Source organism: Pseudomonas versuta (assembly GCF_001294575.1).
Lineage (GTDB): Bacteria > Pseudomonadota > Gammaproteobacteria > Pseudomonadales > Pseudomonadaceae > Aquipseudomonas > Aquipseudomonas versuta.
Genome location: NZ_CP012676.1, coordinates 3,156,811 through 3,168,810 on the forward strand (window position 1 = coordinate 3,156,811; position 12,000 = coordinate 3,168,810).

Below are 12,000 nucleotides of genomic sequence, written 5' to 3' on the forward strand. Positions count from 1 at the left end.
TGTATCTATACAACCATCCTCAAAACTTTTCTTTGACCAGGGTTGTCGGCCCGTTGGTTTTGACGCTGGCGATGCCTTTGTCCCGCGCCGCTTCGGAGCTGTATTGCTCGCTGGTGCCAATGATCTGGTGATTCGCGGCCTTGAGGTTGAAGTACGGTTTGCCGTCTTTGGCGACCTTCTTCTCATAGCGCTCATCATGCGGGCTGTTGACCTGCACCGAGGCTATCCCGCCTTTGGCCGCGGCCAGTGTGGTGTAGTGCTCACTCACCAGAATCGTTTCGGCATTTGCCGCCTTCAAGACAAAACGGAACTGTCCGTTACTGGTTTTGCTCAACTCGTACCAACCTGACATAACCACTCTCCTGATGCAGTAGGTGTTTTTCCCCTCCTCAGTAAAGCGGCCACAGCCTATTTATCCATTTATCCGTCGAAATAAGCCCAGGCATGAATTTCCCGCAAGACAAATAGCAATAATTCTCGATAACATTCGTGAATTATTTGCATCGCTACATCCTTAAGGATCTCCATGTCCCGTTCCAAACCTGATCCGCTGGCCGAATCCTTGCGCGAGTTCTACACGCAGATTCTGCACTTCCTGCGCAAACGTACCGACAACGCCAGCGATGCAGCCGACATGACTCAGGATGTATTCACTCAATGGCTGGGTTATCAGGACCGTGCCAAGGTTGAACAACCAAGGGCATTTTTGTTCCAGATGGCACGCAACCTGTTACGTGATCACTGGCGACGTCAGCACGTGCGACACGGGCTGCACAGTGAACATATCGAGCGTCAACCCGAGCCACTGAGCGACGAGAGGGATGAACCAATGGCCGCGGCACAACGCCAGCAACGAATGGAGCAACTCAAGGTCGTGCTCGCAGAACTCTCGCCCAGACGCCGCGAAGCCCTTATGCTGCATCGTTTTGAAGGCTTGAGTCAGGCGCAGATTGCCGAACGCATGGGCATCTCCGTCAGCATGGTGGAAAAGCACATCGCCTTTGCCTTGTTGCACTGCAAGCAACATTTACAACGGGACAGCGGCAAGGAGCAGCCACAATGACCCCCTTTCAAACGATCACCAACGACAGCATCGACGCGCAGGCCGCCACCTGGTTTGCGCGCAACCGCAATCAACCTGACAGACATTGCCGCGAGCAATTCAACGCCTGGAAAGCCATCCCGGCGCATGCCCGCGCGTATGCCGAATTTGAGTCACTCTGGGCCGAACTCGGTGAACTCCAGCCACGGAGCAAACCCGCCCCCCAGCCGGTGCGCCGGCGTTCGGCTTTTGCCCTGGCAACGGCAGCAGCGGTGTTATGCGCCGTGTTTGCACTGAATATCGGGACCCCGATGGCATTGCACCAGCAACAGGTTGCCACCCAAAGCCAGAACCCGAAAACCCTGACACTGCCCGACGGCAGCAGCCTGACCGTCAATGCCAACACCCGCCTGCGCATCGACTTCAGCTCCCACCAGCGCAATATTTATCTGGATCAGGGCCAGCTCTATATCGAAGTGGCCGCCAATAAAGAACAGCCTTTGGTGGTACATGCCGGCGATGCACTGATCCGGGTCGTGGGAACCGGTTTTGATGTACGCCGCAGCCAGCGCCAATTGGTGGTGAGCGTCGCCCACGGGCAAGTCGCCTTTATCCCCGACGGCAAGTCGTCTGCCTTGCTGGGCGCCCGGCAGCGCGCCTCTTACGATTACGCCAAAGGCACGCTTGCAGAACAAATCCTCAACCCGGGGGAAGTGGCTGACTGGCGCAGCGGCCATCTGTCCTTTCGCAACCGGGAGCTGGCCAGCCTGGTGGATGAACTGGATTTGTACCGCCCCGGGGTGATTGAACTGGCAGACGGACCGCTTGGCCGCTACAAAGTCTCGGGCAATCTGGATGTCAGCGACCCGCTGGCACTGGTCAAGGCGCTGCCCGCGCTGATCCCGGTGAAAAACCATCTGCTGGAAAACGGAAAAATCCGCATCGAACCCCGCTAAAACCACATATGCGAATATTTTTCATTCGCATATGTGGTTTTCTCGTTGTGCTGCGTCTTCCTTCGGTCTGCTAACGCATGTCTTTTTTGGCCTTTGGCCACACCGGGGGATTTCATGTTTCGCGCACCACATCACTTCTCGCACCTGTGCACACGTCCGGGCCTGCTGGCGGCATGCATGGCGATCAGCCTGCACGCCCATGCCGAATCGATCCAGCTACACCTGCCGGCGCAATCACTGGCCAGCTCCCTGAGTGATGTGGCACAGCAGGCAAAAATCCAGCTGCTGTTTGACGAAGCCCTGCTGCGCAATGTGCAGGCCCCGGCGCTCAGTGGCACCTTCAGCCCGCAGGAGGCCATCAACCAGCTGCTCAACGGCACGGATTTCAGTCTGATCCAGGTGGATCGCACCTATGTTGTGCGCCCCCGTGAACAAGGCACCACCACCAGCAACAGCCTCGAACTGGGCGCGGTCAGCGTGGTGGGCAACGGTAACGAAGTCGACTCCAGCAACGTCGGCAAGTCGACCATGACCCAAACCGAAATCAATCGTTACCAGGCCAATAACATTCCCAGCCTGCTGGCCACCTTACCGGGCATCAACCTCGGCGGCTCCCTGAAACCTGGCGGCCAGACCATCAACATCTGGGGCATGGGCGAAGCCGAAGACGTGCAGATGACCGTTGATGGCGCGACCAAAAGCGGCTTTGAGCGGTACAAACAAGGCACCATTTTTATCGAGCCCGAGCTGATCAAACGCCTGGAAGTCGAGAAAGGCCCCCACGATTTTCGCACCGGCAATGGCGGCTTTGGTGGCGTCGTGCACATGGAAACCAAAGATGCGCCGGACCTGCTGGAAGAAGGCAAAGACGTGGGCGCCATGCTCAAGTACGGCTACAGCAGCAATGACCATCAACAGGTCTACAGCGGTGCCGCGTACGGCCGTACCGAAGATGGCCGCGCCGATGCGCTGGTGTACTACACCAAACGCGACGGCGACGACATGAAGCTGGCCGATAACATGCCCAACCCCGGCAATGTTTACCCGGTAAACCCCTTGCGCCTGCCCAACACGGCCCAGGACCTGGACGCACAACTGCTCAAACTCAACCTGCACCTGACCGACGAGCACAGCGTGGGGATGTCTTACTCGCGCTCGAATAACTATCTGTGGGTGCCTTTCTCGGCGGTCAGTTACCCCGCACCGCCGAGCCAGGCCAACATCGACAAGTACGGCTTTGACATCGCCTCGCGTCGGTACCTGGCCAACCGCTCAACCATCGACACCACCTGGTCGGCCAAATATAACTACGAGCCGGTCGATAACCCGCTGGTGGACCTGGAAGTGAAGTACTCGCACTCCAATACCGAGCAGACCGACAAACGCAGCGAACAGGCCTTCGTCCAGCCCACCACCGGCGGGCGCAAGATGGAAACCGGCTATACCGACGACATGCTCCAGATCGAGAACGTCAGCCTGTTTGCCAGCGGTCCGCTGGACCATGTGCTGACCACCGGCGTGCAATTTCGCAAACATCAGCGTGATGTGAACATGTGGATGCCAGGCACGACCTACGAGGTAGAAAAATACAACTACGGCCACTACCAGCCCAACTTCATGCCCGCGGGCAAGGTCGATACCAACAGCTTCTATATCCAGGACGCCATCACCCTCGCCAACTTCACCCTGACTCCTTCGATACGCTACGACCATGTACGCAATCGCGGCCAGGAAAATGACGCGCCCTACTACAACCATCCGGAACTGGGTCACGACTACAGCGATAAAACCTACACCGGTTGGTCGCCTCGTCTATCGGCATTCTGGAAAATCACTCCGCAGACCGCCCTGTTTGCCGACTTCAGCAAAACCTGGCGCGCCCCGGTAATTGACGAGCAGTACGAAGTCCAGGGACTGGGCAACCGCACATCCAGCAGCCTGAACCTCAACCCGGAGCGCATCACCGGCTGGCGTGCGGGCAACATCACCACTTTCGACCAGATATTTGGTGACAACGACCATGCGCTGATCCGCACTACCCTGTTCAGCAACAAGATCGACGATGAGATTTTCAAAGCCACTGGCGTCGGCTGTGCCGCCCAAACCGCCGCGGGCAGCATGTCCAAAGATTGCGGATCCGCTCCCATGCCCAATTACCGCAACATTGGCAGCGTGACCATCAAAGGCTTTGAGATTGAAAGCTTCTATGACGCCACCTATCTCTTCGGTTCGCTGTCATACGCATGGATGACAGGCAAGCACCAAGGCGCCTACACCAATCCCTGGGGGCCCGACGTATGGGCGCGGGACGTTCCTGCGCCGAAGTGGGTTGCAGTACTGGGAACCAAAATTCCGGCCTGGGATGCCCGCGTCGGCTGGAAGGGAGAGTTCGTACGCAAAACCGACCGTTTACCGAGTGACAAGTATGGCGCCGGCCCACTGACAGCCCTGGGTGACCGCTACTGGGACCAGTACCCCAACGACGGCTACAACGTGCAGGGCCTGTTTGCCAACTGGAAACCGACACAGCCGTACCTCAAAGGCACTGAAGTCAACCTCACAGTGGATAACCTGTTCAACAAGAGCTATCGCCCGATGCTCAGCGGAGAGAACGCCTACAGCCAGGGCCGTAACGCCAAAGTCAGCGTAACGCGATTCTTCTAAAGCTGGGGATACTCCGACCCGTAGCAGCCTGTCGGCAGCGGCTACAAGAGAGCGAGTCAGCCTTGCTTGCGCCCCACCAGATTCAATTCCGGCGCCTGCACCCGCCGCTGGCTCAGGTAGCGGGTGCAACTCACACGCAGGAACGAGGCGAAGTTGACCACTTCGCCCCGATAATCCATCACTTCTTCGTACAGCTTGGCCACCAACTGGTTGGTGGTCATGCCATCGGCTTGCGCAATTTCGCTGAGGATGTCCCAGAACTGGTTTTCCAGGCGCAAGGTGGTGACCACGCCGCAAATACGCAAGGAACGCGAGCGCGACTCGTACAGAATCGGATCGGCTTTGACATATAGCTCACACATGGTCGCGCCCTCTTCTTACAACGTAATGGTCGTACCCAACAGCCCAAGAAACGCCGCCAGCCAGGCAGGATGTGCCGGCCAGGCAGGCGCCGTCGCCAGGTTGCCTTGCACGTGGGCCTTGGTCACGTCGATATCAATGTAAGTCCCGCCTGCCAATCGCACTTCCGGAGCACAGGCCGGGTAAGCACTGCACTCACGGCCTTCCAGGGATCCTGCTGCAGCCAGCAATTGCGCGCCATGGCACACAGCCGCAATCGGTTTGCCGGCCTTATCGAATTCACGTACCAGCTCCAGCACCTTTTCGTTCAACCGCAGGTATTCCGGAGCACGGCCACCTGGTACCACCAGTGCGTCATAGTCACCGGCCCTGACCTTGTCGAAATCGAAATTCAGGGCAAACAGATGGCCTGGCTTTTCGCTGTAAGTCTGATCGCCCTCGAAGTCATGAATCGCCGTGCGAACGGTCTGCCCCGAGGTTTTGCCGGGGCACACTGCGTGAACCTGATGACCGACCATCAACAGCGCCTGAAACGGCACCATTGCTTCGTAGTCTTCAACATAATCGCCAACCAGCATCAGAATTTTTTTCGCCGCCATGGTGGGTGCTCCTCTGGGGTAAACCGTGGGCTGATAAGAGTAGCCAAGGTAACCCTTGAGCGCCCACGCGGGTAATAGCCTGATACTACGTACCCGCTGAGTACGCCTTACACGCTTACTTCAACAAACCGTCCGCCTGCAGCAAGGTTTCCAGGCAGTGTTCCTGAATGTTGTAAAACGCCTTGAGCTCCTGGATTTTCACCAGCAACTGCGCCGGGTCCAGCGGTTCGGCGCGTTTGACCGCAAGGATCATTTTGTTTTTGTTGGTGTGCTCCAGGGAGATGAACTCAAACACTTTGGTTTCATAACCGCAGGCTTCAAGGAACAGGGCACGCAAGCTGTCGGTGACCATTTCGGCCTGCTGGCCAAGATGCAATCCATATTGCAGCATCGGCTTGAGCAGCGCCGGGCTCTGGATCTGCAGGCGGATCTGTTTGTGGCAACACGGCGAGCACATGATGATGGCTGCCCCCGAACGAATGCCCATATGGATCGCGTAGTCGGTGGCAATGTCACACGCATGCAACGCGATCATCACGTCGATCGGGGTCGGCGCGAAGCTGCGTACGTCACCATGCTGAAAGGACAGGCCCGGGTGCTCCAGCCGCTGGGCGGCGTTGTTGCACAGCGTGACCATGTCTTCACGCAGCTCAACCCCGGTGACCACGCCTTCAGCCTTGAGGCTGTGACGCAGGTAATCGTGAATGGCAAAGGTCAGGTAGCCCTTGCCCGATCCGAAATCCACCACCTTGACCGGCTGATCGAGCTTGAGCGGCGAGTTGCTCAAGGCATGGGAAAACACTTCGATAAACTTGTTGATCTGCTTCCACTTGCGCGACATCGCCGGAATCAGTTCCTGCTGCTTGTTGGTGACCCCCAGGTCCGCCAAAAACGGGCGCGACAGGTCCACAAAGCGATTCTTTTCACGGTTATGCTCAGCCGACGGCAGTTCACGTTCCTGCTGGCTTTTACCCTTGAACAGCGAGCTTTTGCCTTTTTTGCTGTATTCCAGCTGCACTTCATCGGTGAGGGTCAGCAAGTGCGCATTTTTGAACGCTTCCGGCAACAGCCCGGCGATATTGGCCACGGCCTCTTCCAGAGGGAAGTTCTTGGTGATATCGCGGGTTTTGTAGCGGTATACAAACGACAGGCAAGGCTGATCCTTGACCGTGACTTGCTTGATGATGATCCGCTGCAACTCGGCCTCGGGCCCGACGTACTTGGCCAGCACCAGCTTGATGAAGGAGTTCTGGGCCAGGCCGGTTTCCAGCAAGTTCAAAAATTGCGCACGATGATCCGGCACAGACGGGGCGGTGGTAGCAGTCACTGACATTGAAAAAGGTGCCTCGGGGGATGCAGGAGGGAGAATCAGAAAAGCAATGGCGACTATTTTAGGCGTGTTCGCCGCCGGGGGCACGGGGTTATTTCAGCCATAGTCGATTACAGCATCACCAGCCGATTGGGCAGTTGATTGCGCGGATGGGTTTTAGGGACATGCCGCTCCAGCAGTTCGGCGCAGGCATCAATGCAGGCAATAAAGCCTTCAGCCGTATGACCCAGCGCCACCCGGCGCGTGAAATCACTGACGATGGTGCCCCAGTCACTGTTATCCAGATGTCGCGATATGCCTTCATCCACCAGAATTTCGACATAGCGCTCGGCTTCGCTGACAAAAATCAGCACACCGGTACGGTCCTGGGTGTGGTGCAGCTTTTGTTCGAGAAACTGGCGCCGGGCAAGATTGCTCGCCCGCCAGTGCCGAATGCGCGGCGGGATCAAACGGGTGGTTATGGCCGGCAGGCGAAAGATCAGGCTGAGAAAGACAAAGCAGGCCCATTGCAACATCAGCAAGCCGTAAATCTGCAGGCCGCCGATCAAAAAATGCACCAGCGCGGGCACCACCAGGGCGATCAGGCTGGCCCAGAGCAAGGGGATGTAGCTGTAATCGTCCGCGCGGGGGGCCAGTACAGTGACAATTTCGGCGTCGGTACGTTGTTCGGCGCGGGTCACCGCGTCGGCGACCTGCTGCTGTTGCTGTGGGGTGAGTAAAGCCATGAGTGTCGATGCCCGTTAAATTAAGAGTGAGTTACCAGCCGCCGGAAGCTCCGCCGCCACCAAAACTGCCGCCGCCACCGCGAAAGCCGCCACCGCCGCCACCAAAGCCCCCGCCGCCACTGCCAAACCCGCCGGAGCGCGTGCCACCGCCGCCGCCCGAGTTGCAAATGCCGTAGAACTGGCAGGCAGCCACGACCACCACGAACAACAGAAATAGCAGCAGTACCACGCCGGGGTGCTCGCTCATCAAGTCGTTGCCATCGCCCTGCCCGCTGGCGTAGGCCGGCTCAGGCACGGGATCGCCACCCAGCACTTGCAGGATCGCGGCAACACCGTCGCTGATGCCCTGACTGAAATTTCCGGCTTTAAAGGCCGGGGTAATGATCTGATTAATGATGACCGAGGATTGCGCGTCGGTAAGACGGCCCTCCAGGCCATAGCCGACCTCGATCCGCAGTTTGCGGTCATCACGCGCGACAATCAGCAGCGCGCCGTTGTTCTTATCCTTTTGCCCAATCCCCCAGGCCCGCCCCAACTGGTAGCCGAAATCCTCAATGGGAGTCCCTTGCAAATCCGCCACCGTGACCACCACCACTTGCTCGCCGGTGGCTTTTTCGTGGGCTTCGAGTTTTTGCGCCAGCTGCTGGCGAGTGGCGGGGTCGAGCATGTGAGCATCATCCACCACCCGCCCGCTCAGCGTCGGAAAGGTGAGCGCCTGTGCAGTGGCTATAAATAGCCAGAGCAGCAGGCCCAATCCCAGTTTTGATACGCGCATCAGCACCTCGGCAGGTTGCAATCCCCCCACTTTGCAGGTGTAGGAGCGAGCCTGCTCGTGAGCTGTTCGTGAACCAAAAAGCTCGCGAGCAAGCTCGCTCCTCCAGAGTGGGGTCAGGCGGTTGTTAGAACTTCACTTCCGGGGCTTTGTCGGCATCCGGTGCGGTGGCCTCGAAAGTCGGGCGAATCGGCAAGTCGCTGTACATCACGGCATGCCACAAACGACCCGGGAAGGTGCGGATTTCGGTGTTGTAACGTTCAACCGCCTGGATGAAGTCGCGACGGGCCACGCTGATGCGGTTTTCCGTGCCTTCAAGTTGCGACTGCAAGGAGAGGAAGTTTTGATTGGATTTCAAGTCCGGATAGCGCTCGGACACCACCATCAGACGGCTCAAGGCTCCGGTCAGCTGGTTCTGTGCATCCTGGAACTGTTTGAGTTTTTCCGGGTTGTTCAGGGTGCTGGCATCCACCTGGATCGACGTTGCCTTGGCCCGCGCCTCAATCACCGCCGTCAGGGTGGCCTGCTCTTGCTTGGCCGCGCCCTTGACCGTTTCCACCAGGTTGGGGATCAAGTCGGAGCGCCGCTGGTATTGATTCTGCACTTGCGACCAGGCCGCCTTGACCTGCTCGTCCAGGGTCGGAATGGTATTGATCCCGCATCCCGCCAGCAGACTGCTCAACGCCAGCAGCGCGATGACTTTCCAGCCCGAGGACCTAACGCTTTGTAATTCCATGCTTGTGACGCTCCGAAATAACCCGATTGAGTTTATTGACCGCATACCCTGTGGAAAAACTCCCTCACCGTGACTGAATATCTCCCGGCAACACTGGATTGCTGGTAGCTAATCAGCTAAAAGACTGCCTGCCATGTGGGAATACTTACTCTTAAAGATAGGGTAATTTTTAAGTTAAGTAGTCCTTACATCCCCCACAGAACAATATCGCTTCAAAAGCGCGGGCCATCCCTCGCTTTAAGAGAGCGGCCGCGTAGAAGAATGTCATGAGAAATATGTATTTGCTGGGCTTGGCCCTTAGTCTGGCCAGCCACTCGGTTTTAGCCCAGAACCCGCCGGCACCGCTCCCGCCCAAAGATGTATTTGTGGCTGATCTGCTCAAACAAATGACGGTCGATGAAAAGATCGGCCAACTGCGCCTTATCAGTATCGGCCCGGAAATGCCCCGCGAACTGATCCGCAAGGAAATCGCCGCAGGCCGCATCGGCGGCACGTTCAACTCGATCACCCGCGCCGAAAACCGCCCGATGCAAGATGCAGCTCAACGCAGCCGTCTGAAAATCCCGATGTTTTTTGCCTACGACGTGATTCACGGCCATCGCACCATTTTCCCCATCAGCCTGGCCCTTGCGTCCAGCTGGGACATGGACGCCATCGCCCTGAGCGGCCGGGTAGCCGCCAAGGAAGCCAGCGCCGACGGTATTGACCTGACATTCGCGCCGATGGTCGACATCGCCCGTGACCCGCGCTGGGGGCGTACCTCGGAAGGTTTTGGCGAAGACACCTACCTGGTATCGCGCATTGCCAAAGTCATGGTCCACGCCTATCAGGGCGTTTCACCTGCCCTGCCCAGCAATATCATGGCCAGTGTCAAGCACTTCGCCCTGTATGGCGCAGTGGAAGGCGGCCGGGACTACAACATTGTCGACATGAGCCCGGTGCGCATGTTCCAGGATTACTTGCCACCCTACCGCGCCGCCATTGATGCCGGTGCGGGCGGGGTGATGGTGGCGTTGAATTCAATCAATGGCATCCCGGCCACCGCCAACCTGTGGTTGATGCAGGATCTGCTGCGCAAGGACTGGGGCTTCAAAGGGGTCGCCGTCAGCGACCATGGCGCGATTATCGAGCTGATCAGGCACGGCGTTGCCAAGGACGGGCGCGAAGCCGCGAAGCTGGCAATCAAGGCCGGCATCGACATGAGCATGAACGACAAGGTCTATGGCGAAGAGTTGCCGGGTTTGCTGAAGTCCGGCGAAGTGCCGCAAAGCGATCTGGACAACGCGGTGCGTGAAGTACTCGGGGCCAAATACGACATGGGCCTGTTTGCCGACCCGTACCTGCGTATCGGCAAGACCCAGGATGACCCGGCCGACACCAATGCCGAAAGTCGCCTGCACCGAAGTGAAGCGCGCGAAGTGGCACGCAAGAGCCTGGTCCTGCTGAAGAATCAGAGCGAAACCCTGCCGCTGAAAAAACAGGCCCGCATCGCGTTGGTCGGTCCGCTGGCCAAGGCTCCGATCGACATCATGGGAAGCTGGGCAGCCAATGGTCAGCCGGCGCAATCTGTCACCGTGTTCGACGGCATGCGCAACGCGCTCGGTCAGCAGGGCACGCTGATTTACGCCCGCGGCGCCAACATCACCGACGACCAGAAAATCGTCGATTACCTGAACTTCCTGAACTTCGACAACCCTGAAGTAACCAACGACCCGCGCCTGGCCCGGGAGATGATCGACGAAGCGGTCAAGGCTGCACAGCAGGCCGATGTCGTGGTGGCGGTGGTGGGTGAATCGCGCGGCATGTCCCACGAATCGTCAAGCCGTACCAGTCTGGACATTCCAGCCAGCCAGCGCGCCCTGATCACTGCACTCAAGGCCACTGGCAAGCCGTTGGTGCTGGTGCTGATGAATGGCCGTCCGCTGTCGATCGACCTGCAACAGCAACAAGCGGATGCGGTACTGGAAACCTGGTTCAGTGGCACTGAAGGCGGCAATGCCATTGCTGATGTCCTGTTCGGCGACTACAACCCGTCCGGCAAGCTGCCCATCACCTTCCCGCGCTCTGTGGGGCAGATTCCGACCTACTACAGTCACCTGACCATTGGCCGCCCCTTCACCCCGGGCAAGCCGGGTAACTACACCTCGCAGTACTTCGACGAGGCCAACACCCCGCTCTACCCGTTTGGCTATGGCCTGAGCTACACCGACTTCAGCCTGTCCGATGTCAGCCTGTCCGCCAAAACCCTGAAACCGGGCGCATCACTGACTGCCAGCGTGACGCTGAAAAACACCGGCAAGCGCGATGGAGAAACCGTGGTCCAGCTGTACCTGCATGATGTCGCCGCCTCCATGAGCCGTCCGCTCAAGGAGCTGAAGAACTTCCAGAAAATCATGCTTAAGGCCGGAGAACAGAAAATCGTTCAGTTCACCCTCGACGAGAACGACTTGAAGTTCTACAACGCACAATTGAAGTACGCCGCCGAGCCGGGAGAGTTTGAGGTGCTGATCGGCCTTGATTCGCAGAACGTGCAGCAAAACAGCTTCCAATTGTTGTAATTTCCCGCATCTGCCGCAAAGGCCGCCCAAGGCCTTTGCGGTGTCGCAAAACCCCAATATCCGCTTGACCTTTCCTATCTTTGCACTCGCCTGAAAATGCGTTCGGACAGCGCTGTTTTTTATGGTAGGGTTCGCGCCCTCAAAATTCAGTACGGGCCGTTTGTTCCGGCCAAATTTGGTGACAAACGGTCTGAAGCCGAGCCCATGGGGCCTACACGGTTTTTTACGCTTTCATACACAAAACCAGCATTGATTCAA

At 58.0% G+C, this 12,000-nt stretch carries 11 protein-coding genes; 4 read left to right on the forward strand and 7 right to left on the reverse strand.

Annotated features, from left to right (window positions below):
- Positions 1 to 19: 19 nt before the first annotated feature.
- Complete coding sequence (locus AOC04_RS14090) at positions 20 to 352, reverse strand: YegP family protein (protein WP_060694350.1); 333 nt, start codon at positions 350 to 352, stop codon at positions 20 to 22.
- Positions 353 to 526: 174 nt separating this feature from the next.
- On the opposite strand from AOC04_RS14090, the gene AOC04_RS14095 reads away from it, so the two are divergent.
- From AOC04_RS14095 to AOC04_RS14105, 3 genes are all read left to right on the forward strand, one after another.
- Entirely contained in the window at positions 527 to 1,063 is a 537-nt protein-coding gene (locus AOC04_RS14095) for an RNA polymerase sigma factor (protein WP_060694351.1), read from the forward strand.
- Positions 1,060 to 1,998: a FecR family protein gene (locus tag AOC04_RS14100; RefSeq protein WP_060694353.1), complete on the forward strand. Its 939-nt coding sequence runs from the start codon at positions 1,060 to 1,062 to the stop codon at positions 1,996 to 1,998. The genes AOC04_RS14095 and AOC04_RS14100 overlap by 4 nt, the downstream gene beginning before the upstream one ends.
- 114 nt (positions 1,999 to 2,112) lie before the next feature.
- Positions 2,113 to 4,662: a TonB-dependent receptor gene (locus tag AOC04_RS14105; protein WP_060694355.1), complete on the forward strand. Its 2,550-nt coding sequence runs from the start codon at positions 2,113 to 2,115 to the stop codon at positions 4,660 to 4,662.
- A gap of 56 nt (positions 4,663 to 4,718) precedes the next feature.
- Here the strand turns inward: AOC04_RS14105 and AOC04_RS14110 are convergent, their stop codons facing one another.
- The 6 genes from AOC04_RS14110 to AOC04_RS14135 form a co-directional block, all read right to left on the reverse strand.
- Complete coding sequence (locus AOC04_RS14110; RefSeq protein WP_060694357.1) at positions 4,719 to 5,024, reverse strand: ribbon-helix-helix domain-containing protein; 306 nt, start codon at positions 5,022 to 5,024, stop codon at positions 4,719 to 4,721.
- A 15-nt stretch (positions 5,025 to 5,039) separates the two neighbouring features.
- Positions 5,040 to 5,621 (reverse strand): DJ-1/PfpI family protein, encoded by a 582-nt coding sequence (locus AOC04_RS14115; RefSeq protein ID WP_060694359.1) that lies wholly within the window; start codon positions 5,619 to 5,621, stop codon positions 5,040 to 5,042.
- 115 nt (positions 5,622 to 5,736) lie between these two features.
- Positions 5,737 to 6,954, reverse strand: coding sequence for a class I SAM-dependent methyltransferase (locus AOC04_RS14120; protein WP_060694362.1), 1,218 nt, complete (start codon positions 6,952 to 6,954; stop codon positions 5,737 to 5,739).
- Between the two features lie 107 nt (positions 6,955 to 7,061).
- Complete coding sequence (locus tag AOC04_RS14125; protein ID WP_060694364.1) at positions 7,062 to 7,676, reverse strand: TPM domain-containing protein; 615 nt, start codon at positions 7,674 to 7,676, stop codon at positions 7,062 to 7,064.
- Positions 7,677 to 7,707: 31 nt separating this feature from the next.
- The gene (locus tag AOC04_RS24355; RefSeq protein WP_060696960.1) at positions 7,708 to 8,451 is read right to left on the reverse strand and encodes a TPM domain-containing protein; all 744 of its coding nucleotides are present in this window, start codon (positions 8,449 to 8,451) and stop codon (positions 7,708 to 7,710) included.
- Positions 8,452 to 8,575: 124 nt separating this feature from the next.
- Positions 8,576 to 9,184, reverse strand: a complete 609-nt coding sequence (locus tag AOC04_RS14135; protein WP_060694366.1) for a LemA family protein — start codon at positions 9,182 to 9,184, stop codon at positions 8,576 to 8,578.
- Between the two features lie 266 nt (positions 9,185 to 9,450).
- On the opposite strand from AOC04_RS14135, the gene bglX reads away from it, so the two are divergent.
- Entirely contained in the window at positions 9,451 to 11,742 is a 2,292-nt protein-coding gene (gene bglX / locus AOC04_RS14140) for a beta-glucosidase BglX (protein WP_060694368.1), read from the forward strand.
- Positions 11,743 to 12,000: the final 258 nt, after the last annotated feature.

What these genes read in the sequence shown, in the direction of transcription:
- AOC04_RS14090 (WP_060694350.1), bottom strand. Translation starts at nt 352, where the DNA reads ATGTCAGGTTGGTACGAGTTGAGCAAAACCAGTAACGGACAGTTCCGT.
- AOC04_RS14095 (WP_060694351.1), top strand. Translation starts at nt 527, where the DNA reads ATGTCCCGTTCCAAACCTGATCCGCTGGCCGAATCCTTGCGCGAGTTC.
- AOC04_RS14100 (WP_060694353.1), top strand. Translation starts at nt 1,060, where the DNA reads ATGACCCCCTTTCAAACGATCACCAACGACAGCATCGACGCGCAGGCC.
- AOC04_RS14105 (WP_060694355.1), top strand. Translation starts at nt 2,113, where the DNA reads ATGTTTCGCGCACCACATCACTTCTCGCACCTGTGCACACGTCCGGGC.
- AOC04_RS14110 (WP_060694357.1), bottom strand. Translation starts at nt 5,024, where the DNA reads ATGTGTGAGCTATATGTCAAAGCCGATCCGATTCTGTACGAGTCGCGC.
- AOC04_RS14115 (WP_060694359.1), bottom strand. Translation starts at nt 5,621, where the DNA reads ATGGCGGCGAAAAAAATTCTGATGCTGGTTGGCGATTATGTTGAAGAC.
- AOC04_RS14120 (WP_060694362.1), bottom strand. Translation starts at nt 6,954, where the DNA reads ATGTCAGTGACTGCTACCACCGCCCCGTCTGTGCCGGATCATCGTGCG.
- AOC04_RS14125 (WP_060694364.1), bottom strand. Translation starts at nt 7,676, where the DNA reads ATGGCTTTACTCACCCCACAGCAACAGCAGCAGGTCGCCGACGCGGTG.
- AOC04_RS24355 (WP_060696960.1), bottom strand. Translation starts at nt 8,451, where the DNA reads ATGCGCGTATCAAAACTGGGATTGGGCCTGCTGCTCTGGCTATTTATA.
- AOC04_RS14135 (WP_060694366.1), bottom strand. Translation starts at nt 9,184, where the DNA reads ATGGAATTACAAAGCGTTAGGTCCTCGGGCTGGAAAGTCATCGCGCTG.
- bglX (WP_060694368.1), top strand. Translation starts at nt 9,451, where the DNA reads ATGAGAAATATGTATTTGCTGGGCTTGGCCCTTAGTCTGGCCAGCCAC.